Raw genomic sequence first — 22,719 nt, 5'->3', positions numbered from 1 at the left:
CGGTCCGGTGCGGCTTCAGGCCGGTTCCAACGCGCTGGAGGCTGTGAAGGGTTGGGACTCGCGCGTCAGGGGCGCTCACCCGAGGGGTGGTCCCGCTGCGCGGAGGCGATGACGGCGCAGCCGGCGGCGGTCACGACGAGGCTTCCCAGCATGACCAGGCCCACGCCGATGACGAAGAGGCCGCTGGAGTCGTCCGACCAGTCGGCATAGGCGGCAACGGTCAGGCCGGCCGTGGTGCCGAGCACAGCGCCTGCGAAGTGGCGCCGGGACGCCGCCCGGTACACCGGGGCCAGCAGCGTCAGCACCAGCCCGATCACCTGCCATGCCTCGTACGGTCCGGTCGTCGAACCGTCGGGGTGCACGTCACGATGCCGGTCCCAGCCCAGCCAGGCAGCCCACCCCGCCAGCGCCACGACGGCGAGCGTGAGGATCGACAGCACCTGCGAAAGGGGTTTGCTCAGTTCTCGGCGCATGGCAGAAGCGTTCCGGCTCACCCGGTGGCCGACCAGAGCGCACGTACTCAGTTCCACCCGAGTACCCGGGTCATGGTCTATCGATCCGTTCCCGGCCCGGGCGGCGGTGGCGCGGTCACCGGTGACACCGGGCGTTCGAAGAACGTGTCCAGCACCACGGTGGCCCGGGTCCCGCTGACCCCTTCGATCGCGTAGATCCTGCGCAACACGTCCTGCAGATGCCCGGTGCTCGCCGCTCTGATCTTGAGCAGGACCGATGCGCTGCCGGCGACGACATGGGCCTCCAGGATCTCGGGGAGCGCGGCGAAGCTGTCCGCGGAGTCCCCCATCCAGGACGTCGAGTCGACCGTCACGTACGCCAGTACGGGACCGCCCACCGCCGCCGGGTCGACCTCCGCCGCCGTACGCCGGATCACTCCGCGCTCCCGCAGCTTCCGCACCCGCTCGTGGGCGGCGCCGGCGGAGAGGCCGACGGCCCGGCCGAGGACGGCGTAGGACTGGGTGGCGTCCTGCTGGAGCCGCGCCAGCAGAGCGCGGTCGATGTGATCCATCGCACTCCATTCGGCAGAATTCCGCGATAACCGTATCCAGTCTAGGGAACTAGGCTTCTTGCTATAGGCGATTCGCTTCGTCTGTGCGGTCGGTGGAGTCGTGGAGTCATGGTGGAGTCATGAGGGAAGTCCCGTTGAACTTCTGGTCGATCTATCAGCACGGCTTCGCGCGCGTCGCCGCGTGCACGGGCCACACCGTCATCGCCGACCCGCGGGCCAACGCCGAGGCGGTCCTGCGCCACGGGCGCCGGTGCGCGGACGAGGGCGTCGCCGTCGCCGTCTTCCCCGAGCTGTGCCTGTCCGGTTACGCGATCGACGATCTGCTGCTGCAGGACGCGCTGCTCGACGACGTCGAGACGGCGCTCGGCGACGTGGTGGCCGGCTCCGCCGAGCTGCTGCCCGTGCTGGTCGTCGGCGCCCCGCTGCGCCACCGCGACCAGATCTACAACTGCGCGGTGATCGTGCACCGCGGCCGCGTCCTCGGCGTCGTACCCAAGTCGTACCCGCCGAACTACCGGGAGTTCTACGAGCGCCGGCAGATCGCCGGCGGCGACACCGAGCGCGGCGGGACGATCCGGATCGGCGACGCGACCGTGCCGTTCGGCGTGGACCTGCTGTTCGAGGCGACGGACGTCCCCGGCCTCGTACTGCACGCGGAGGTCTGCGAGGACATGTGGGTCCCGGTGCCGCCGAGCGCCGAGGCGGCCCTGGCCGGCGCGACCCTCCTCGTCAACCTCTCGGGCAGCCCGATCACGGTCGGCCGCGCCGAGGACCGGCGGCTGCTGTGCCGTTCGGCGTCCTCGCGCTGCCTCGCCGCGTACGTCTACGCGGCCGCCGGTCTCGGCGAGTCGACCACCGACCTGTCCTGGGACGGCCAGACCCTGATCTACGAGAACGGGGTCCTGCTGGCCGAGACCGACCGCTTCCCGCTCGACGAGCAGTACGCGGTGGCCGACGTGGATCTCGACCTCCTGCGGCAGGAGCGGCAGCGGATGGGCACGTTCGGCGAGAACCGCCGTACCCACGCCGCACGGACCGGGGACTTCCGGACGGTGTCCTTCGAGCTGGACCCGCCCACCACCGACCTCGGGCTGCGCCGCCGGGTCGAGCGCTTCCCGTTCGTGCCCGCCGACCCCGACCGGCTCGCCCTGGACTGCTACGAGGCCTACAACATCCAGGTCGCCGGCCTGCAGCAGCGACTGGCGGCGATCGGCGGCCCGAAGGTGGTCATCGGGGTGTCCGGCGGCCTCGACTCCACGCACGCGCTGATCGTCGCCGCCCGGGCGATGGACCGCGCCGGCCGGCCACGCAGCGACATCCTGGCCTTCACCCTGCCCGGCTTCGCCACCAGCGACCACACCAAGGACAACGCCCACCGGCTGATGCGCGCGCTCGGCGTCACCGCGGCCGAGCTGGACATCACGCCGACGGCGCGGCTGATGCTCGAGGAGATGGGCCACCCGTTCGCCTCCGGCGAGCCGGTGTACGACGTCACCTTCGAGAACGTCCAGGCCGGTCTGCGCACCGACTACCTGTTCCGGCTGGCCAACCAGCGCGGCGGCATCGTGCTCGGCACCGGCGATCTGTCGGAACTGGCGCTCGGCTGGTCGACGTACGGCGTCGGCGACCAGATGAGCCACTACAACGTCAACTCCGGCGTACCGAAAACGCTGATCCAGCATCTGATCCGCTGGGTCATCAGCAGCGACCAGTTCGACGAGGAGACCGGCGGGATCCTGGCCGCGATCCTGGACACGGAGATCAGCCCGGAGCTGGTGCCGGGTGAGGAGATGCAGTCCACGGAGTCCAAGATCGGGCCGTACGCGCTGCACGACTTCACCCTCTTCCAGGTGCTCCGCTACGGCTTCCGGCCGTCGAAGATCGCCTTCCTGGCCTGGCACGCCTGGCACGACCCGGACGCCGGCGCCTGGCCGCCGGGCTTCCCCGAGGCCAAGCGGGTCGCGTACGGCCTGGCGGAGATCCGGCACTGGCTGGAGGTGTTCTGCCGACGCTTCTTCGCGTTCTCGCAGTTCAAGCGCTCCGCCATGCCGAACGGGCCGAAGGTCTCGGCCGGCGGTTCGCTGTCGCCGCGCGGCGACTGGCGGGCCCCGTCCGACGGCAACGCCCACGCCTGGCTGCGCGACCTCGAACGCTTCGACTTCGACAGCGCGGGTGCCGGACGCTAACCGCTCCGGTCACGGCTTCGCGGGTTCCCGTGCGCGGATGAGGCGCGCGAGGTCGCCGGGGGCGCCGGCGAGGGGCACCGGGCCGCCGGCGTCGCCGCGCGATCGGCCCGCCGGACGCGCGGCCGTTCCCGTACGGAGCCCGGCGACGCGGGAGGGCCTCGCTGCCGTGTCCCGAGGTCGGCGCACTCAGGTGTTCCAGGTCTCGTCGTACGGGTCGTGCGGCACCGGGACCGGCCTCACCGACGTGACCTTCAGGTAGGGGACGGGCCCCTTGTTGACCGGGTCGCGGGTGAGCTGGGGGGTGTACGCGCCCGTCACCTCCAGCCAGGCGTCCGGGCGGAGGACCGGGGGCAGCTCGCCGGTCAGGGCGATCTTCACCGGCTGGGCGTCCGCGGCACAGCAGTTGAGTGCCATACGGACCAGGTAGGGCGCGCCCGAGTGGTCCAGGGCGAGGAAACCGGTGACCCGGACGGGGCGGCCGTGCAGCGAGCGGCCGTGGTCGTAGGCCGCCCGGGAGGCGTAGTCGACCACGGAGAGCGGGACCGGATCGCCGGCGGGCAACGGGCCGTAGGCGTACGGCTTCTGCAGCGCCGTACCGGAGCGCAGGGCGCTGTAGGAGCCGAGGGCCGGCGGGGCGATCAGGATGAGCGCGAGGAGCGGCAGCAACAGGAGCCAGGCGACACGGGGTTCGGGGTGGGCTGCCTTGTCCCGCTGCCCGGGGTGGGGGTGGCCCGTGGCGGCCGCCCTGCCGCGCTTCCGTTCGTACCACGCCGTCGCCAGCGCCGCCGCGATCAGGACCGCGCCCGAGGCCAGCAGCAGCGGGCGCAGACCCGCCTTGACGTAGCGCAGGTAGAGGTCGGTGACGCCCGCGTGCAGCAGGGCGGCGCCGAGCAGGAACATCACGGCTGCCTGGGCCTGGCGGTTCACAGCAGCACCGTCCCGGTCAGTACGGCGCCCGCGACGGCCAGCAGGAAGGTGGCGGGCGCGAAGCGGAGCGCGAAGGCGCGGCCGAAGGTGCCGGCCTGCATCGCGAAGAGCTTGAGGTCGATCATCGGGCCCACCACCAGGAACACCAGCTTGGCCGTCGGGGAGAACTGGGTGAGGGAGGCCGCGACGAACGCGTCCGCCTCCGAGCAGATCGACAGCAGGACGGCCAGGACGGCGAGGGCGAGGACGGAGAACAGAGGGCTGCCGGCGGCCGTCTCCAGCCAGGTCGCCGGGGTCGCCGCCTTCAGCGTGGCCGCGGCCATCGCGCCGATCACCAGGAAGCCGCCGGCGTGCATGGTGTCGTGGCGGACCGAGTTCCAGAACGTCTCCCCCTTGGTCGCGCCCTCGTGCGCGCCGTGAGCCGGCGGACGCAGCCAGTCCGTGCGGCCAAGCCGCTGCCACAGCCAGCCCATCGCGCATGCCACCAGCAGGCTCGCGAGGAACCGGGCCAGGACCATCTCCGGGTCGCGAGGGAAGGCGACGGCGGTGGCGGTCAGCACCACCGGATTGATCGCGGGGGCGGAGAGCAGGAAGGCGAGGGCGGCGGCGGGAGTCACGCCCCGGCGGACCAGGGCGCCCGCCACCGGCACCGACGCGCACTCGCAGCCCGGCAGCACCGCCCCCGCGACCCCGGCCACGGGCACGGCCAGGGCCGGGCGGCGCGGGAGGGCACGCGCGAAGAAGGACGGGGGCACGAACACCGCGATCGCCGCCGAGAGCAGCACGCCGAGGACCAGGAAGGGCAGCGCCTGCACGGTCACCGCCACGAACACCGTCATCCAGCTCTGCATCAGCGGGGTGCCGAGAGCCCCGCGGATCGGGGACTGGGCGAGCACCGCCAGGACCAGCGTCAGGGTCAGCACCAGCGGCGAGCTGAGCCGCCGGTCCTCCCTCCCCGTCCGCCCGCCGGAGGGGTGCGCCTCGGCCGGCGCCCCGGTGCCGGGCGGGGCGTCTTCGGTGATGGCCACGGGCGGATACCTCCGGCTGTTCGCTCCCTCCCCCTCAGTACGGGGCTCCTCGCGCGGGCGTTCAGACCATTGCTGGAACCACCCTTCTCCTTGGGGCAGTCTTCCCCCTTGTGGCGAGCGTTCCGTATCAAGGGGGGCCCGGGGCCCCGTCGGCGCACATGGTGGTGTGCGGTGACGACGGGCTCGCGCACCGGCTGGCGGCCGAGCTGCGCGGAGTCTACGGCGAGCAGGTCACCCTCGTGGTGCCGCCGAACGAACGGACGGCCAGGCCACCCGTGGTCGGGCGGGCCCGGGCCGCGTCGGCGGCGCTGCTGGACCGGGTGGTCAGCGCCGCGGTCGGCTCCGTCGGCCGCGGCGGCGGCAACGGGCCCGTCTCCGGTGCGGGCGGCCCGCCGGGCCAGCGCCCGGACGGCGAAGGGGTGCTGGAGGCACTCGAGCTGACCGAGGCCGTGCTCGCCGAGGCCGGAGTGGAGCGGGCGGCCGCGCTGGCCCTCGTGTACGACGACGACGAGACCAACATCCGGGCCGCGCTGATCGCCCGCCGGCTCAATCCCCGGCTGCGGCTCGTCCTGCGGCTCTACAACCGGCGGTTGGGCCAGCACATCGAGGAACTCCTCGACCAGGTCGCCAGGTTGGCCGGCCGGGACGGGGCGGACGGGGGCGCGGACGCCTCCACGACCGTGCTGTCCGACGCCGACACCGCCGCGCCCGCACTGGCCGCCACCGCCGTCGCCGGCACCGGCAAGGTCGTCCAGACCGAGGGGCTGCTGCTGCGGGCCGTGGAGCGGGCGCCGGCGGGTGACGGGGCGGGCGCCGGTTCCGGGCTGTGCACCCTCGCGTTGCTCTCCGCCTCCGGCGCGGACCCCGCCGGAGACGGCCCCGAGGGCAGCGGCGAGCAGGAGCCGCGGCTGCTGCCGGACGACGATGAGGTACGGCAGGCCCGCGGGCGGGCGGCCATGGTGCTGGAGCAGGTGTCGTCCGCGGGCGGGCCGGAGTCGGCCGCGCCCGCCCGCGGAACGGGGGTCGTACCACCGCTCGCCTCCCTGTTCTCCCGGCGGCTGCGGTGGTCGCTGGCCGGCATGGTGGGGTGCGTGGTGGCGCTCGCCGTCGCCCTGTCCCTGGTGACGGAGATCCACCCGCTGCGGGCCTTCTACCTCACGCTGCTGGACATGTTCGCGATCGACGACCCGGCCATCGGAGCGTCCCTCGGCCGGCAGATCCTCCAACTCCTGTCCGGTCTGGTCGGCTTGCTGCTGCTGCCGGTGCTGCTGGCGGCCGTCCTCGAGGCGCTGGGCACCTTCCGGACCGCCTCCGCGCTGCGCAAACCGCCGCGCGGACTCGGCGGGCACGTGGTGCTGCTGGGACTGGGGAAGATCGGCACCCGCGTGCTGACGAGGCTGCGGGAACTGGGCGTCCCCGTGGTGTGCGTGGAGTCCGACCCGGAGGCACGGGGCCTGGCGACCGCACGCCGGCTGCGGGTGCCGGTGGTGCTCGGGGACGTCACCCAGGAGGGTGTGCTGGAGTCCGCGCAGATCCATCGGGCGCATGCGCTGCTCGCGGTGACCAGCGCGGACACCACCAACCTGGAGGCCGTGCTCTACGCCCGGACCGTACGGCCCGACCTGCGCGTGGTGCTGCGGCTGTACGACGACGACTTCGCCACCGCCGTGTACCGGACGCTGCGGGCCGCGCATCCGCACGCGCTGACCCGGAGCCGGAGCGTGACGCATCTCGCCGCGCCCGCGTTCGCCGGTGCGATGCTCGGACGGCAGGTGATGGGGGCGATTCCCGTGGAGCGGAGGGTGCTGCTGTTCGCCGCCGTCGACGTGGACGGGCATCCGCAGTTGGAGGGCCGGACCGTGCGGGAGGCGTTCCGGGCCGGGTCCTGGCGGGTGCTGGCGCTGGAGGGGCGGACGGACACGCCTTCCGATCATGTGCTGGCGAAGGGGGACCGGGTGGTGGTTGCCGCTACCCGTCGCGGGCTCGCGGAGCTGCGGTGAGCCTCCAGGGGGCTCCGCCCCCTGGACCCCCCTTCGGCCACCCGCCCCCCATCGGCCGGCTGAGAAGGTGCTCTAGACGACCAGGTGCCGCTGCGCGAACTCCAGCTCCAGTCTCACCTGCTTGATCCGCTCGTCCACCACCAGCGAGCCGTGCCCGGCGTCGTACCGGTACACCTCGTGGGCCGCGCCCCGCGTCTCCAGGCGCTTGACGTAGTTGTCGATCTGACGGATCGGGCAGCGGGGGTCGTTGACGCCCGCCGAGATGTAGACCGGGGCCTTGACCTGGTCGACGTAGGTCAGCGGGGAGGACGCCTCGAAGCGCTCGGGGACCTCCTCCGGGGTGCCGCCCAGCAGGGTGCGGTCCATGGCCTTCAGGGCCTCCATCTCGTCGTGGTAGGCCGTGACGTAGTCCGCGACCGGCACCACCGCGATGCCCACCGACCAGGCCTCGGGCTGGGTGCCGAGGCCGAGCAGGGTGAGATAGCCGCCCCAGGAGGCGCCGGTGAGGATCAGCCGCTCGGGGTCGGCGAGGCCGGAGGAGACCGCCCACTCGCGCACCGCGGCCACGTCCTCCAGCTCGATCAGGCCGACCCGGTGCTTGAGGGCGTCGGTCCAGGCGCGGCCGTAGCCGGTGGAGCCGCGGTAGTTGATGCGGATCACCGCGTAACCGTGGTCGACCCAGGCGGCCGGGCCGGCGGCGAAGGAGTCGCTGTCGTGCCAGGTCGGGCCGCCGTGCAGATCGAAGACCGTGGGCAGCGGGCCCGTGGCGCCGGCCGGCTTCTGGATCAGGGCGTGGATACGGCCGCCGGGGCCCTCCACCCACGCGTCCTCCACCGGCACCGACGGCGGGCACGTCATACCGGGCGGGTCCAGGACGATGCCGCCGGACGTCGAACGCACCGCCGGCGGCTCGGCGGCCGACGACCACAGGTACTCCACGCTGCCGTCGGGGCGGGCCGACGCGCCGGAGACGGTGCCGGGCGGGGTGGGGATGGGGGTCAGCTCGCGGGCCGCCAGGTCGTAGCGGAACAGCTCGCTGCGGGCCTCGAAGCCGTGCGCGACGAGAAGGGCGGAGCCGTCCGGATACCACTCGGCGCTGACGTCCCCGGGCAGTTCCAGGCCGAGGTCCGTCTCCGCGCCCGTCACCACGTCCCACACCAGCGGCTCCCAGCGGCCCCGGCGCTGGTGTCCGATGAGCAGGCGGGTGTCGCCGTCGACGGGGGCGAAGCCGAGCACCTCCAGGCCCAGCTCCTGGGTGCCGCCCTTGGTGTCGTCCAGCTCGGCGACCGTCGAGCCGTCCGGGCGCAGCACGCGCAGCGCCGCGTGCATGGCGTCGCCGTGCTCGGTGTGCTCGATGGCGATCAGAGAGCCGTCGTGGGAGAGGTCGCCGACGCCCGCCGACTCGCGGTGCCGGTAGATCTCGACCGGTTCCTCGCCCTCGCGCGCGAGGTGGATGGTCGTGCCCTCCTCGTCCGTGGAGCGGCCGACGACCGCCGTGCGGCCGTCGCGGCCAAGGGCCAGACCGGCCGGGTAGGCGGCATCCAGGCCGGGCACCGCCGGCTCGTCCTGCCCGCCGGTGAAGGGCTGACGGCGCCAGATGCCGAACTCGTCGCCGTCCTTGTCGTCGAACCACCAGATCCAGGCGCCGTCCGGGGAGATCACGCCGTCCGTCGTGCCGTTCGGCCGGTCCGTCGCCTGCCGTTGCCCGCCCGTGGCACGGTCCCAGGCATACAGCTCGTACGTGCCCGTCGCGTTCGACACGAACAGGGAGCGGTGCGGCGCGTCCTCCGCCCAGTCGGGCAGCGACACCCGCGGCGCCCTGAAGCGCCTCTCCCAGTCCGGCATGTCCGGCGTGTCCGGCGACTTGCTCTCACTCATGGCCCCAGTCATGCGCCCATACTGCCTGGTCGCGCCGACCATTGGGGGGCTGGTGCGCACAGCCTGTGGACAACTTTACGATCATGGGCGGGCAGACCACCTCCGCGTCCCCTCCCCGACAGCCGGCCCGAGGCCGACCGGGCCCTGTGGGACGGGAGGGCGCCCACCCACGTCGCCGAGAGTCGCCGCGGCGCCTTCGGTGCCACACGCGGATCGTGCGCCACCACGTCTCGTCCGACGGCCCGGTGGACGTGGTGCCCGGCACCTACGCCAGGGCCGCCGAACGCTGACCCCCGGGCCGGGTCCCGGTGCGGGCGCCGTACCGTGGAGGGCGTGTACCGGTTTCTGCTGACACCCCGCTGGTGGGGCATCAACGTCTTCGTGCTGCTCGCCGTCCCGTTCTGCGTCTTCATGGGGTCCTGGCAGCTGAGCCGGTTCGAGGGACGGGTGCAGGACCATCGCACGGCGACCGAACAGGCCGCCTCCGACCGGCACGAGGCGGCGCGGCCGCTGGACCGGATGCTGCCCGTCGACAAGAGCACCTCGGGGCGGCGGGTCACCGCGAGCGGCCGCTACGGCAAGCAGCTGCTCGTGCCGGGCCGGGAGCTGGACGGCAAGCGCGGCTTCTACGTGCTCACCCTGCTGCGCACCGGCCCCGGCAAGGCCCTGCCCGTGGTGCGGGGCTGGCTGCCGGGCACGGCGGACGCGGCCAGGGCCCCCGCCCCGCCCACCGGTGAGGTCACCGTCACCGGCGCGCTGCAGGCGTCCGAGACCCCGGGTGACAACGGGGTCAGCGCGCAGGGCGGGCTCCCCGCCGGGCAGACGGCGGCGATCAGCTCGGCGTCACTGGTCAACCTGGTGCCGTACAAGCTGTACGACGCCTGGGTGACCCTGGACAGGGCCGACTCGGGGATGAAGGCCGTGCCCGCGAGTGCGCCGGACGGGACGGGGCTGGATCTGAAGGCGTTCCAGAACCTCGGCTACACCGGGGAGTGGTTCGTCTTCGCCGGCTTCGTGGTGTTCATGTGGTTCCGGTTGCTGCGGCGGGAGGTGGAGTTCCAGCGGGACGCCGCGCTGGGCTTGCTGCCGGAGGAGTCGGAACGGGCACCGGTGACCAGCGGCTGAACCGGCGTCGGTGCGGGCCGGGGGCCGGGTCGCCTGCCCGCCCGCGGAGTGCCGCTGTGCCCACCCGTGCCGCCCCAGGCGGCACCACTGCGCGCGGCTGCGGAACTACGACGCCGGCGGCACCGCACCCCCTGGGGGTGCGGGAAACCGCGCGATCGGCCCCCCACCCGGCCTCGGCCGACGACGGTGCGGCTACGTCACGCCCCCGCCAGCACCCCGGTGTAATACACCGTCCCCGCGCACACGTCGGAGACGACCGTCGATGTCGTCGGGGAGCCAGGCTGGGCGGTGTGGGAGACGAGGACGCTGCCGTCCGTCACGCCGTCCCCGGTGGCGAGCTGGGTGGTCGTGCCGGAGGACGTGCTGCCGGTGTCCGCGCTGCCGGAGGCACCGGTCTCTCCGGTGGGCGTCGGGTCGGGAGAGGGACCGCCGGTGCTGTCGCCGCCGGTGCTGTCGCCGCCGGTGGTGGGGCAGGTCTCCGAGGGCACGAAGGCGAACTTCTCCTCGTAGGCCGCGCCCGGCTGCAGGACCAGTGCCGCCACCTCCAGGGAGGGGTCCGGCAGGTAGGTCGTCGCCGCGTCCCCGGCCACATGCCGGGCCCGGACGATCTTGGCCGGGTCGGCGGCCCCCTGTGCGGTGGCGCCGATCGTGCCCGCGCCGCCGACGGTACAGGCGGCGGAGGAGACGTTGGCGACCCGGAAGGTGCCGGAGACGACGCCCGCCGAGTCCGGGGTGCCGGCCGTGCCGGTGGCGGAGCCCAGCTGGGCCGCCGTGCACAGCGGGGTGCTCGTGGGCGGGCTCACGGAGGGGTCGGCGCCGCCGGTGGAACCGCCCCGGCTGGGGCCGTCCTCGTGCTTTTCTCCGGACTCGCCGGTCTCCCTGCCGGGCTGGGCGCTGGTGCTGCCCGCCTCGGGCTCGCCGGTCGAGGCGCCGCCCTTGTCCTTGCCCTGGCCGGTGCCGCCCTGGGCCTGGGAGGACTGGCCGGCCATGGCGGTGTTGGGGTCGGAGCCGCCGGAGTGGGAGACGTGGACGAAGGCGGGGATCGCGGTGCCGATGAACAGGGCCGCGGCGGCCATGCCGAAGGCGGCCTGCCGCTTGCGGGCCCGCCGGGCGGGGACGGCCCGGCGCAGATGGTCGAGGGTGCCGGTGCGCGGCTCGATGTCGTCGACCGCGGAGTGCAGCATCCGTCGCAGGGCCAGCTCGTCCGGGTCCAGACCGTCGAGATCCGGGCCGAGCCTCTCGGGGCCCTTGTCGTCGGGGCCGTGGTTCACAGTTCCGTTCCCAGCGTGCGATGGGGTGTGCTCTTGCTCATGCTGCTTCGTCGGCTCGTGCCAGGCGTAGCGCCCGTGCCGTTCGGGGGAGGGACACGCGTCGGAATCGCCCCCTTCGGCGCGCCCGCTCATGCCGGTGTCTCCATGGCCACCCGCAGCGCGGCGATGCCCCGCGAGCCGTACGCCTTCACCGAACCGAGGGATATCCCGAGCGACTCGGCGACCTGAGCCTCGGTCATGTCCGCGAAATAGCGCAGCACGAGGACCTCTCGCTGGCGGCGCTGCAGTCCCTTCATCGCCTTGATGAGGTCGCGCCGCTCCAGTTGGTCGTAGGCGCCTTCCTCCGCGCTCGCCATGTCCGGCATCGGCTTGGAGAGCAGTTTCAGGCCGAGGATGCGGCGGCGCAGCGTGGACCGGGAGAGGTTGACGACCGTCTGACGGAGGTAGGCGAGGGTCTTCTCGGGGTCCCGGACGCGCTTGCGGGCCGAGTGGACGCGGATGAAGGCCTCCTGGACGACGTCCTCGCAGGAGGCGGTGTCGTCGAGGAGGAGGGCGGCGAGGCGCAGCAGCGAGCGGTAGTGCACCCGGTAGGTCTCGGTGAGATGGTCGACGGTCGTGCCGACTACCGTGGTGTCCGCGGCCGCCGCGGCCTCCTCGGCGCCGTCACGCTGACTGGGTATGCGGGCGGGCCGCGCTGCGGGCATGGGCGCGATCACCGGCATGCCGCCGGGCGTGCGGGGCCGGAGCGCCGCACGGGGCGGCCGCAGGGCCGTGCCGCGGGCCGCTGGGAGTTCGAGTACCTCTGCCACGCCAGTTGGACACGCTTCCCCCCGCCAGGGTTGTACGTGCCAGGCGTCACAGGTGCGACTACCGACGGTGCCTCAAGTGCCGTCATGCGTCCCGCTCTTCCGCTATATCCCATTTTGAACGGGCGTCCCCACGCCCCGATCACGGCGTCCCCACGCCAGGATCATCACGTCCTCAGGTCCCGCAAGGGTGACCGCAAAGACGCTCCCCGCCCTGCACGCGGTTGCGCAGGGCGGGGAGGAAAATCCTCTGTTGCCGCACGGCCCGGTTCAAGTGGTCCGGACCATGCTCCTCAACACATTTCTTACGGAGATCCTACAAATGGATCCGCTCCCATCCGGCGTCTTTACGGCACCGGACCGAAGGCAGGGGAACTCCGCGACGGGATCGCGACCCCGCGCCGGGCTCGGGAACCCGGCTCAGCGGAACTCCGCCGCGACCAACTCCGCGATCTGCACGGTGTTCAGCGCGGCCCCCTTGCGCAAGTTGTCACCGCACACGAAGAGTTCGAGCGCGGTCGGATCGTCCAGCGCCCGCCGCACCCGTCCCACCCAGGTCGGGTCGGTGCCGACCACGTCGGCGGGGGTGGGGAACTCACCGGCGGCCGGGTCGTCGCACAGCACCACGCCGGGCGCGGTGGCGAGGATCTCACGGGCGCCGTCGACGGTCACCTCGCCCTGGAAGCGGGCGTGGACGGTCAGCGAGTGTGTGGTGATCACCGGCACCCGCACACAGGTCACGGCGACGGGCAGCGCCGGCAGCCCGAGGATCTTGCGGGACTCGTCCCGCACCTTCATCTCCTCCGACGACCAGCCGTCCTCCCTGAGCGATCCGGCCCACGGGACGACGTTCAGCACGACCGGCTCCGGGAACGGCCCGGTGTCGTCCCCGACGGCCCGCCGTACGTCCCCCGGCTTGGTCCCCAGCTCCGTGCCGGCCACCAGCGACAGCTGGGACCTGAGCGTCTCCACACCGGCCCGCCCGGCCCCGCTCACCGCCTGGTACGACGACACCACCAGCTCGCGCAGCCCGAACTCGGCGTGCAGCGCGCCCAGGGCGACGATCATCGTCAGGGTCGTGCAGCCGGGGTTAGCGACGATCCCGCGCGGGCGGGTCCGTACCGCGTGCGGGTTGACCTCGGGCACCACGAGCGGCACGTCGGGGTCCAGCCGGAAGGAGGCCGAGTCGTCGACGACGACCGCGCCGCGCGCGGCGGCGATCGGCGCCCACTCGGCGGCGACCTCGTCGGGTACGTCGAACAGGGCGATGTCGATCCCGGCGAAGGCGTCCTCCGTCAGGGCCACCACCTCGACCTCCTCCCCGCGCACGGCCAGCTTGCGGCCGGCCGAGCGGGGGGAGGCGATCAGACGGATCTCGCCCCAGATGTCCGCGCGCTGGGACAGGATCTGGAGCATGACCGAGCCGACGGCTCCGGTCGCTCCCACGACCGCGAGCGTCGGACGTCGGTTCATCGGCCGGTGCCTCCGTAGACGACGGCCTCGTCGGTGTCGGAGTCGAGCCCGAAGGCGGTGTGCACGGCGCGGACGGCCTCCGGGACGTCGTCCTGGCGGGTGACGACGGAGATGCGGATCTCGGAGGTCGAGATCAGCTCGATGTTGACGCCCGCGTCGCTCAGCGCCTCGAAGAAGGAGGCGGTGACGCCCGGATTGGTCTTCATGCCGGCGCCGACCAGGGAGATCTTGCCGATCTGATCGTCGTAGCGCAGCGAGTCGAAGCCGATGCCGGGCTTGTTCTTCTCCAGCGCGTCGATGGCCTTGCGACCCTCGGTCTTCGGCAGCGTGAAGGAGATGTCCGTCAGGCCCGTGGAGGCGGCGGACACGTTCTGCACGACCATGTCGATGTTGATCTCGGCATCGGCGATGGTCCGGAAGATCGCGGCGGCCTCACCCGGCTTGTCCGGCACGCCGACGACCGTGATCTTGGCCTCGGAGGTGTCGTGCGCGACACCGGAGATGATGGCCTGCTCCACCTTCTGGTCCCCAATCGGCTCACTGCTGACCCACGTGCCCTGCAGTCCGCTGAAGCTGGACCGGACATGGATCGGGATGTTGTAACGGCGGGCGTACTCCACACAGCGGTGGAGCAGCACCTTGGAGCCGGAGGCCGCGAGCTCCAGCATGTCCTCGAAGGAGATCCAGTCGATCTTCTTCGCCTTCTTCACCACGCGCGGGTCGGCGGTGAACACGCCGTCCACGTCGGTGTAGATCTCGCAGACCTCGGCGTCGAGCGCGGCCGCCAGTGCCACGGCGGTCGTGTCGGACCCGCCGCGCCCCAGCGTGGTGATGTCCTTCTTGTCCTGGCTGACGCCCTGGAACCCGGCGACGATGGCGATGTTGCCCTCGTCCAGCGCGGTGCGGATCCGGCCCGGCGTGACGTCGATGATCCGGGCTTTGTTGTGGACCGAGTCGGTGATGACGCCTGCCTGGCTGCCGGTGAACGACTGGGCCTCGTGGCCCAGGTTTTTGATCGCCATGGCCAGCAGGGCCATGGAGATACGCTCTCCGGCGGTCAGCAGCATGTCGAATTCCCGCCCGGCAGGCATCGGAGAAACCTGCTCGGCGAGATCGATCAGCTCGTCCGTCGTGTCGCCCATCGCGGAAACGACGACGACAACCTGGTTGCCGTTCTTCTTCGCTTCCACGATCCGCTTGGCGACGCGCTTGATGCCTTCGGCATCGGCTACGGAGGAGCCTCCGTACTTCTGCACGACAAGGCCCACGTGCGCTCCTCGCTCGGTTCGTTTGTGTCGGCTCAGTCTATCGAGCGTCCGAATTCCACCACCCTGCTCCCGCATGGTGAGACATCGGTGAGACCTCGTGGTGAGACCTCGTCCGCTCGAATGCGGAACCTGCCCAGCGCCGGCCGACCCACGCCGAACGTGCCCCGGCTCACAGTGCCCGGTGGGGGCGCTACTTCCCCGGCCGGATCCCCAGCGGGCCGCCGATCTCCTCCGCCATCACCCGGCCGGCCTCGAACTCCAGGGTCTCGTCGCCGATGTCCGCCTGGTCGGTGTCGAGGCCGTCGAGTTCCTGCAGGGGCTGGTTGAGCCGAACGTGGATCAAAACCGACTGCAGGGCGCGCAGGACCGCGGAGGCCGTGGGACCCCAGTTGGAGAAGTAGGAGAACTGCCACCACCACAGGGCCTCCGTGGTGCGGCCCGCGCGGTAGTGGGCCATGCCGTGGCGGAGCTCGGTGATGATGTCCGCGAGGTCGTCCGAGAGACGGGCCGGCACGGGGGCCTTGCGGGGCTCGTAGGGGTCGAAGACCTCGGAGTAGACGTCGATGGGGTCCAGCAGCCGGGCGAAGGTCTCGCGGAGTTCGTCCACGTCCGGCTCGGGGCCCGGGTCGGGCTCGTAGCGCTCCTCGGGGACGATGTCCTCGTGGGCGCCCAGCCGTCCGCCGGCCAGCAGGAGCTGGGAGACCTCCAGGAGCAGGAAGGGGACCGCCGATTCGGGCTCGTCGCCCTTCGCCACCTCCGTGACGGCAACCAGGAAGCTCTCGACCTGGTCCGCGATCTGGACCACGAAGTCGTCCGGGTTCTGCGTCGTTGCGTGCAGCGTGGCGTCAGACATCTAGGAGTCGTCTCCCCTCGAAGGCGCGGCCGAGGGTGACCTCGTCCGCGTATTCCAGGTCGCCACCCACCGGGAGGCCGCTGGCCAGGCGGGTGACCTTCAGGCCCATGGGCTTGATCATGCGGGCGAGGTACGTCGCTGTCGCCTCGCCCTCGAGATTGGGGTCCGTGGCCAGGATCAGCTCCGTGACCGTCCCGTCGGCCAACCTCGCGAGAAGTTCTCGTATCCGCAGGTCGTCGGGGCCCACACCCTCGATCGGGCTGATCGCCCCGCCGAGGACGTGGTACCGCCCGCGGAACTCCCGGGTCCGCTCGATGGCGACGACGTCCTTCGGCTCCTCGACCACGCAGATGACCGAGGGGTCGCGCCGGGCGTCGCGGCAGATGTTGCACAGCTCCTCCTGTGCCACGTTGCCGCAGGTCGCGCAGAAGCGGACCTTCGCCTTCACCTCGAGGAGCGCGTGCGCGAGCCGCTTCACGTCCGTCGGCTCCGCCTGCAGGATGTGAAAGGCGATCCGCTGCGCGCTCTTGGGACCGACGCCGGGCAGCCGCCCCAGCTCGTCGATGAGGTCCTGAACCACGCCTTCGTACAACGGACTGCCCTTCCTGAAGACCTTTCGGTACGTACGGTAGTTGGCTGCCGCCTCTCCTTGGAAGGCGGTGGGGGTGTCGCGCCGAGGGCGAACACCTGAACGGTCGGCGCGTCAGCCGGTCAGAAGGGCAGACCGGGGATGCCGCTGCCGCCGCCCAGGCCCTGGGCCAGCGGACCCAGCTTCTGCTGCTGCAGCGTCTGCGCGTTCTCGTTGGCCGCCTGCACGGCCGCCACGATCAGGTCGGCGAGGGTCTCGGTGTCCTCCGGGTCCACCGCCTTCGGATCGATCTTGAGCGCGCGCAGCTCACCGGAGCCGGTGACGGTGGCCTTCACCAGACCGCCGCCCGCCTGCCCGTCGACCTCCGTGTTCGCCAGTTCCTCCTGCGCCTGCTGGAGGTCCTGCTGCATCTTCTGGGCCTGCTGGAGCAGCTGCTGCATGTTGGGCTGGCCACCACCGGGGATCACGATCAGCTCCTCGTTGTCTTCTCCGACGTCTTTTCTCCGCTGTGCACGAGCCTACGTGGTCCACGCGGCCGTCGCCCCGCCACTCTTTCGAGTGAGAACGGTGCGAGGCCTATACCTGATCAAGGCCCTCTTACGAGCGGAAAAGCCGGGAAAGCTCCCTCTTCGCCACCCGTTGGGCGGTAGGAAGGATGGCGCGCGTCGGCATGGAATGTCACGCAACGTGACCGGTCGTGATCAGTAGGGAGTGCCGGGTGGGTCAGCCGGAGATGCAGCCCGAGGGTCCGCCTCAGGACGGGCGCGGCGAGGGCGCGGCCGGGCTGCGGCCGGGCGATCTGACCGGGCGGGCCTTTCCGCTCGGGGACTGGGGGGAGCCCGCCGAGCGCCTCGACGAGTTGTACCGGTGGGTGGAGCGCGGGGCACTGGAGACGGCGGCCTGGTATCTGCGGGACCGGGTATGGAAGCGGCGCGGTGCCCGGGTGCTGCGGGCCGGGGCGGCGGCGGGCGCGGTGGCCGGTGCGGCACTGCCCCTTCTCGACCTCACCGGGGGGGCCGCCGGGGTGGCACCCTGGGGCTGTCTGGCGCTGCTGCTCGGGGTGGCCTGCGTCGGCATCGACCGGTTCTTCGGGGTCACGTCCGGATGGATAAGGGACGTGGCGACCGCACAGGCGGTGCAGCGGCGGTTGCAGGCGCTGCAGTTCGACTGGGCCTCGGAGAGCGTGCGGGAGGTGCTGGGTCCGGCGGAGGGCACGGCGAGCGAGGCGGCCGAGCGGTGCCTGGGTGTCCTGCGGCGCTTCTCGGAGGACGTCATGGAGCTGGTGCGGACGGAGACGACCGACTGGATGGTGGAGTTCCGCACCGGCTCGGCACCGCTCGGCATCCAGACGGCGGTGGCGTCCGTGCCACGACAGGACCACGGCGGTGCCGGGAGCCGCTTTCCACTCCCCCCGGCGAACGGCTCCCGCCCGAACATGCCCCGGCAACGGCCACCGGAGCCCCGCTAGCTTCGTCGCCCTGAGCGCGGGCGGCGGAAGCCACGCAGCCGACGGCGCTCCCCAGGGGGGCGGGGGAAACCGCGCGACCCGCCACGCCGCACCCGCAGCCGGCCGACGGCGGCACCGGATCCGGCACCCCGCTCACTGTTTGCTGTACGTCAGGCTCTCCCCGCCGCCCCGCTTCGCCCGCTTGAGTCGGCCGTCCGACAGCAGCGTGACCTCGGTGGCCTCGCCCGGGGAACAGGAGGAGGCGGGCTCACCGGTGGTGACGGTGGACGGCCCGATCTCCAACGGCCCGCCCCCGCCGGGCTGTTCGGTGAGCGTGGCCTCGAAGACACAGTGGTACGTCCCGCCGCCGTCGGTCGGGCCGTCCGCGACCAGCGTCAGCACGGTGTCGCCCACCTTGCCCTGCCGGATGGTCAGTTCGCGGGTGTTGGCGCCGTTGGCGTTGTCGATCGTGGTCTCCCAGGTGCCCAGGTAGGCGTCCGGGACCGCCCCGTCCGTGGAGGCGGAGGCGGACGGCGCCGACGTGGTCGGGCCGGGCTCCCCGGAGGTCCCCCCGGCCGCCGGCGCGGAGGTGACGGTCGGCGCGGGGCTGACCGTACCGCCGCCCTTGTCGTCGGTGCCGCCGCCGTTCTTCATCAGCGCGTACACCGTGCCGCCCGCGCCGAGCGCCACGACCAGGGCGATCACGACGAGCAGCGCGGTGGACCGCCCGTTGCGCCGCTCCGGTTCCTGCACCATGCCGACCGGCGGCGGCCCGTACGGCGGGGTGGAGCCGAGCCCGCCGCCGTAGGGGTTGTACGGCGGCTGCGCACCGCCCCACGCCCCGGCACCGGGCTGCTGCGGGTAGCCGTAGCCGACGGAGGGCTGGGGATGCTGCTGCGGATACCCGTGGGTTCCGGGAGCCGCCCCGAATCCGGGCGGCACCGGAGGCGCACCGGGCGGCGGAGCCTGCCCGGACACGACGGTCGGGAGATGATTGACGCCACCCCCGCCACCGACCGGCGGCGGGCTCCCCGGGGCAGGTGGCACGGAATGCCCATCAGAGACGGCAGCGTGCTCCGGCGGTGCGCCGACCCGGCCGGGACCCGCCGGCGGCGCCGCGCCCACCACCACATCACCCGCACCCGCGCCCGGCGACGCCGACCGCACGGATGGGGCGAGTGGCAGCCCCGGTCCGGCCGAAGGCCGGGCGTCCCCCGACACACCCGCGCCCGACGACGCAGCCGCCCCGTCCCCCTGCGGATCCTCGGTCTCCAGCAACCGCACCGCGTGCCGCCCGAGCTGCGCCACCAGCGATCCCGGCAGCCACGGATCCCGGGACCGCCCCCCGGCCACCGTGTCCTCCGCCCCCGTCCGCGCCAGAATCACGTCCAGCGAAGGCCGGGCCCCCGGCTCCTTGCGCAGGCAATCCCGCACCAGGTCGGCGATCCCCTCCGGCACACCCGCCAGGTCCGGCTCCTCCTGAGCGATCCGGAACATCAGCGCGTGTACACCGGTGTTGGCGGTCCCGAAGGGCAACGCCCCGGTCGCCGCATAGGCCAGCACGGACCCGAGGCAGAACACATCGCACGCCGACGTGATCCGGTCCCCCCGCACCTGCTCCGGCGCCATGAACCCGGGCGACCCGACCAGCGATCCGGTCCGGGTGAGCCCTTCCCCGCCCACCGAGGTCGTCTCCAGCGCCCGCGCGATCCCGAAGTCGATGACGCGAGGTCCGTCGATGGTGACCAGGACGTTCGACGGCTTGAGGTCCCGGTGCACGATCCCCGCCGCGTGGATGTCCTGCAGCGCGTGCGCGAGCCCCGCCGCGAGGATCCGTACCGACCGCTCGGGCAGCGCACCGTGGTCGCGTCCCACCACCTGCTGGAGGCTCGGCCCGGCGACATACCCGGTCGCCACCCACGGCACCGCCGCCTCGGTGTCGGCGTCCAGCACGGGCGCGGTCCAGTACCCGCCGACCCGCTGCGCGGCCTGCACCTCCTGCCGGAAGCGCGCCCGGAACTCCTCCTGCTCGGCCAGTTCCTCGCGGACCAGTTTCACGGCGACGGTACGCCCCCGGTCCGACCGGGCCAGGTACACGTTCCCCATTCCGCCCGCACCCAGCCGCGCCAACAGCCGGTAGGCCCCGATCCGCTGCGGATCCCCCGCTCCCAGCTTCTCCATCCAGCGCCGCCTTCCCCCATAGCTGCAACAGACCGAGAATAGTGCGGTCGCACGGGGTGGGGAGCCGGCCTGTGTCTACGGTTCCGTAACAGGCTTGCCCAGCTCGTCCAGGACGGCCGAGAGCCGTTCCAGCAGCCGTACGGTCTCGGCGAGTTCCGTCTCCCCCATCGCCTCCGCCAGCCGGTCGGCGAAGGCCGCGTGCCCGGGGCCGATCCTCGCCACGGCCGCCCTCCCGTCCTGCGTGGGCGCGAGGAGTTTCGCCCGCCGGTGCGCCGGGTTCGGCCGGTACTCGGCCAGCCCCCGCTCCACCAGCAGGTCGGCGACACGCTGCACGCTCTGCCGGGTGATGCCCATGACGCGGGCGATGCCCGCCACCGGCAGCGGCTCGGGCAGCACCGCCCCGAGCACCTGCCACCAGGCCGCGGTGAGCCCGGCGGGCCGGGCCAGCTCCTCGGCGACGGCCAGGAACTGCCCGTTGAGCCGGAAGACACCGAGGGCGCCGCCACTGAGCAGGTCCTGGTGTGCCCGGCTCACCGGGCGGCCGCCTGCTGGAGGACGAAGTACGCCTGGACATCGGAGTCGTGGTACAGCCGGTACCAGGCGTCGAGCACCTCACCCTCGTACACCCCGAGGAGCCGGAAGACCTCCCGGGCGAAGGCGACGGGCTCGGTGGGCCCGGCGGTGACCAGGTTGCCGTCGGTCACCGCGTCGGCCTCGACGTAGTGCCCGGCGCCGGCGTACTCGGCTGCGGCGGTCAGGTAGTACGGGGTCGCGCTGGTGTGGGCGCGGTCGTCGAGCAGGCCCTCGCGGGCGAGGCCCGCGGTGGCGCCGCAGATGGCGGCGACGGGTACACCGGCGTCGAGGAAGGCGCGGGCCGTGCGGGCGAAGGGGGTCAGCTCGTCGGTGGCGTCCCAGAGGTCGGCGCCCGGAAGGATCAGCAGGGAGCTGTCCTCGGGGCGCAGCTCGCCGAGCGTCAGGTCGGGCTGGACGCGCAGTCCGCCGATGCTCGTGACCGGCTCGGAGGTGGGCCCGACCGTCAGGACCCGGTACCCGGCGCGGGCGAGATGGGCGGTGGTGTGCCCCGTCTCCCAGTCGGCGAGGCTGTCGTACACGGCGAGATGTACGGGCTTGCGGCTCATGGCGTTCTCCTCGGCCCCAGCAGTTGACAGCATACTGTCAACGTACTCCGCGGCCCTCCCTTCGACAACCTGTCGCGGAAACCCCCCGCCCAAGGAACAAGACGCCGATGTCGCTTCCACATCGCGGACATTTACGCTCGCGGGCATGACCCCTCAGCCCCACGCCGACGCAGGCGCCGCAGTGAAGGCCGCGGACCGCGCGCACGTCTTCCACTCCTGGTCCGCCCAGGACCTCATCGACCCGCTCGCCGTCGCCGGCGCCGAGGGGTCGTACTTCTGGGACTACGACGGCAAGCGGTACCTGGACTTCACCAGCGGGCTCGTCTTCACCAACATCGGCTACCAGCACCCCAGGGTCGTCGCGGCGATCCAGGAGCAGGCCGCGAAGATGACGACCTTCGCGCCCGCGTTCGCCGTCGAGGCGCGCTCGGAGGCGGCCCGGCTGATCGCCGAACGGACCCCCGGTGACCTGGACAAGATCTTCTTCACCAACGGCGGCGCGGACGCCGTCGAGCACGCGGTGCGCATGGCACGGCTGCACACGGGCCGCCCCAAGGTGCTCTCCGCCTACCGCTCGTACCACGGCGGCACCCAGCAGGCCGTGAACCTCACCGGTGACCCGCGCCGCTGGGCCTCCGACAGCGGCAGCGCCGGTGTCGTCCACTTCTGGGCGCCCTTCCTCTACCGCTCCCGCTTCTACGCCGAGACCGAGGAGCAGGAGACCGCGCGGGCCCTGGAGCACCTGGAGACGACGATCGCCTTCGAGGGCCCCGGCACGGTCGCCGCGATCATCCTGGAGACCATCCCGGGCACGGCCGGGATCATGGTCCCGCCGCCCGGCTACCTGGCCGGGGTGCGCGAGCTGTGCGACAAGTACGGGATCGTCTTCGTCCTGGACGAGGTCATGGCCGGCTTCGGCCGGACCGGCGAATGGTTCGCGGCCGGCCTGTTCGACGTCACCCCCGACCTGATGACCTTCGCCAAGGGTGTGAACTCGGGCTATGTCCCGCTCGGCGGTGTCGCGATCTCCGGGAAGATCGCCGAGACCTTCGGCAAGCGCCCCTACCCGGGCGGCCTCACCTACTCCGGACACCCGCTGGCCTGCGCCGCGGCCGTCGCCACGATCAACGTGATGGCGGAGGAGGGCGTCGTCGAGAACGCCAAGCGGCTCGGCGAGACGGTCGTCGGCCCGGCCCTCGCCGGCCTGGCCTCGCGGCACCCGAGCGTCGGCGAGGTGCGCGGTGTCGGCATGTTCTGGGCGCTGGACCTGGTGAAGAACCGCGAGACCCGCGAGCCGCTGGTGCCCTACAACGCGGCCGGTGAGGCGAACGCCCCCATGGCCGCCTTCGCCGCCGCCGCCAGGCAGCACGGCCTGTGGCCCTTCGTGAACATGAACCGCACCCATGTGGTCCCGCCGTGCAACGTGACCGAGGCCGAGCTGAAGGAGGGCCTGGCCGCGCTCGACGCCGCGCTGACCGTGGCCGACCGGTACACCGCGTAACCGGGCACGGGGGCACACCAGTC

General features: G+C 72.5%; 20 protein-coding genes. 5 read left to right on the top strand and 15 right to left on the bottom strand.

Going from position 1 to position 22,719, the window contains the following annotated elements; all coding sequences use genetic code 11:
• Positions 1 to 65 precede the first annotated feature (65 nt).
• Positions 66 to 473 (bottom strand): hypothetical protein, encoded by a 408-nt coding sequence (locus ABZ079_RS08015; protein ID WP_356938545.1) that lies wholly within the window; start codon positions 471 to 473, stop codon positions 66 to 68.
• 77 nt (positions 474 to 550) lie between these two features.
• A complete protein-coding gene (locus ABZ079_RS08010; protein ID WP_356938544.1) occupies positions 551 to 1,024 on the bottom strand; it encodes an Lrp/AsnC family transcriptional regulator in 474 nt (157 codons plus the stop codon).
• 119 nt (positions 1,025 to 1,143) lie between these two features.
• Between ABZ079_RS08010 and ABZ079_RS08005 the strand changes: the two genes are divergently transcribed.
• On the top strand, positions 1,144 to 3,210 hold the full coding sequence (locus ABZ079_RS08005; RefSeq protein ID WP_356938543.1) for an NAD(+) synthase: 2,067 nt from the start codon (positions 1,144 to 1,146) through the stop codon (positions 3,208 to 3,210).
• Between the two features lie 186 nt (positions 3,211 to 3,396).
• Here ABZ079_RS08005 and ABZ079_RS08000 read toward each other — a convergent pair whose 3' ends face one another.
• On the bottom strand, positions 3,397 to 4,137 hold the full coding sequence (locus ABZ079_RS08000; RefSeq protein ID WP_356938542.1) for a TIGR03943 family protein: 741 nt from the start codon (positions 4,135 to 4,137) through the stop codon (positions 3,397 to 3,399).
• Positions 4,134 to 5,165: a permease gene (locus tag ABZ079_RS07995; RefSeq protein ID WP_356938541.1), complete on the bottom strand. Its 1,032-nt coding sequence runs from the start codon at positions 5,163 to 5,165 to the stop codon at positions 4,134 to 4,136. Before ABZ079_RS07995 ends, ABZ079_RS08000 begins: the two co-directional genes overlap by 4 nt.
• Positions 5,166 to 5,323: 158 nt before the next feature.
• On the opposite strand from ABZ079_RS07995, the gene ABZ079_RS07990 reads away from it, so the two are divergent.
• Positions 5,324 to 7,165 carry an NAD-binding protein gene (locus ABZ079_RS07990; protein ID WP_356938540.1) on the top strand — a complete coding sequence of 614 codons (1,842 nt, stop codon included), beginning with the start codon at positions 5,324 to 5,326 and terminating at the stop codon, positions 7,163 to 7,165.
• Between the two features lie 72 nt (positions 7,166 to 7,237).
• Here the strand turns inward: ABZ079_RS07990 and ABZ079_RS07985 are convergent, their stop codons facing one another.
• On the bottom strand, positions 7,238 to 9,043 hold the full coding sequence (locus tag ABZ079_RS07985; protein WP_356938539.1) for a prolyl oligopeptidase family serine peptidase: 1,806 nt from the start codon (positions 9,041 to 9,043) through the stop codon (positions 7,238 to 7,240).
• Between the two features lie 333 nt (positions 9,044 to 9,376).
• Here ABZ079_RS07985 and ABZ079_RS07980 point away from each other — a divergent pair, with 333 nt between their 5' ends.
• Positions 9,377 to 10,168, top strand: coding sequence for an SURF1 family protein (locus ABZ079_RS07980; RefSeq protein ID WP_356938538.1), 792 nt, complete (start codon positions 9,377 to 9,379; stop codon positions 10,166 to 10,168).
• 197 nt (positions 10,169 to 10,365) lie between these two features.
• Here ABZ079_RS07980 and ABZ079_RS07975 read toward each other — a convergent pair whose 3' ends face one another.
• The 7 genes from ABZ079_RS07975 to ABZ079_RS07945 form a co-directional block, all read right to left on the bottom strand.
• Entirely contained in the window at positions 10,366 to 11,439 is a 1,074-nt protein-coding gene (locus ABZ079_RS07975; protein ID WP_356938537.1) for a hypothetical protein, read from the bottom strand.
• A 128-nt stretch (positions 11,440 to 11,567) separates the two neighbouring features.
• On the bottom strand, positions 11,568 to 12,248 hold the full coding sequence (locus ABZ079_RS07970; protein ID WP_356938536.1) for a SigE family RNA polymerase sigma factor: 681 nt from the start codon (positions 12,246 to 12,248) through the stop codon (positions 11,568 to 11,570).
• Positions 12,249 to 12,665: 417 nt separating this feature from the next.
• On the bottom strand, positions 12,666 to 13,718 hold the full coding sequence (locus ABZ079_RS07965) for an aspartate-semialdehyde dehydrogenase (protein WP_356938535.1): 1,053 nt from the start codon (positions 13,716 to 13,718) through the stop codon (positions 12,666 to 12,668).
• Entirely contained in the window at positions 13,715 to 14,986 is a 1,272-nt protein-coding gene (locus ABZ079_RS07960; protein WP_356938534.1) for an aspartate kinase, read from the bottom strand. The genes ABZ079_RS07965 and ABZ079_RS07960 overlap by 4 nt, the downstream gene beginning before the upstream one ends.
• A 190-nt stretch (positions 14,987 to 15,176) precedes the next feature.
• Positions 15,177 to 15,839, bottom strand: coding sequence for a DUF5063 domain-containing protein (locus ABZ079_RS07955; protein WP_356938533.1), 663 nt, complete (start codon positions 15,837 to 15,839; stop codon positions 15,177 to 15,179).
• On the bottom strand, positions 15,832 to 16,431 hold the full coding sequence (gene recR, locus ABZ079_RS07950; protein ID WP_356938532.1) for a recombination mediator RecR: 600 nt from the start codon (positions 16,429 to 16,431) through the stop codon (positions 15,832 to 15,834). The genes ABZ079_RS07955 and recR overlap by 8 nt, the downstream gene beginning before the upstream one ends.
• A gap of 119 nt (positions 16,432 to 16,550) precedes the next feature.
• The gene (locus tag ABZ079_RS07945; protein ID WP_079146488.1) at positions 16,551 to 16,895 is read right to left on the bottom strand and encodes a YbaB/EbfC family nucleoid-associated protein; all 345 of its coding nucleotides are present in this window, start codon (positions 16,893 to 16,895) and stop codon (positions 16,551 to 16,553) included.
• A 251-nt stretch (positions 16,896 to 17,146) separates the two neighbouring features.
• Between ABZ079_RS07945 and ABZ079_RS07940 the strand changes: the two genes are divergently transcribed.
• Positions 17,147 to 17,896, top strand: a complete 750-nt coding sequence (locus ABZ079_RS07940) for an SLATT domain-containing protein (protein ID WP_356938531.1) — start codon at positions 17,147 to 17,149, stop codon at positions 17,894 to 17,896.
• 132 nt (positions 17,897 to 18,028) lie between these two features.
• Here the strand turns inward: ABZ079_RS07940 and ABZ079_RS07935 are convergent, their stop codons facing one another.
• The 3 genes from ABZ079_RS07935 to ABZ079_RS07925 all read right to left on the bottom strand — a co-directional run bounded on the left by ABZ079_RS07935 (position 18,029) and on the right by ABZ079_RS07925 (position 21,195).
• Positions 18,029 to 20,056, bottom strand: coding sequence for a protein kinase (locus ABZ079_RS07935; RefSeq protein ID WP_356938530.1), 2,028 nt, complete (start codon positions 20,054 to 20,056; stop codon positions 18,029 to 18,031).
• Between the two features lie 75 nt (positions 20,057 to 20,131).
• The gene (locus ABZ079_RS07930) at positions 20,132 to 20,590 is read right to left on the bottom strand and encodes a helix-turn-helix domain-containing protein (RefSeq protein WP_356938529.1); all 459 of its coding nucleotides are present in this window, start codon (positions 20,588 to 20,590) and stop codon (positions 20,132 to 20,134) included.
• Complete coding sequence (locus ABZ079_RS07925; protein ID WP_356938528.1) at positions 20,587 to 21,195, bottom strand: type 1 glutamine amidotransferase family protein; 609 nt, start codon at positions 21,193 to 21,195, stop codon at positions 20,587 to 20,589. The genes ABZ079_RS07930 and ABZ079_RS07925 overlap by 4 nt, the downstream gene beginning before the upstream one ends.
• Before the next feature lie 145 nt (positions 21,196 to 21,340).
• Between ABZ079_RS07925 and ABZ079_RS07920 the strand changes: the two genes are divergently transcribed.
• Positions 21,341 to 22,696, top strand: a complete 1,356-nt coding sequence (locus ABZ079_RS07920; protein WP_356938527.1) for an aspartate aminotransferase family protein — start codon at positions 21,341 to 21,343, stop codon at positions 22,694 to 22,696.
• Positions 22,697 to 22,719 lie beyond the last annotated feature (23 nt).

Origin of the sequence: Streptomyces sp. NPDC006314 (assembly GCF_040613075.1) — a bacterium.
Classification (GTDB): Bacteria; Actinomycetota; Actinomycetes; order Streptomycetales; family Streptomycetaceae; genus Streptomyces.
The sequence above is the reverse complement of the archived record's forward strand: the minus strand, read 5'-3'. Positions and strand labels throughout refer to the sequence as shown.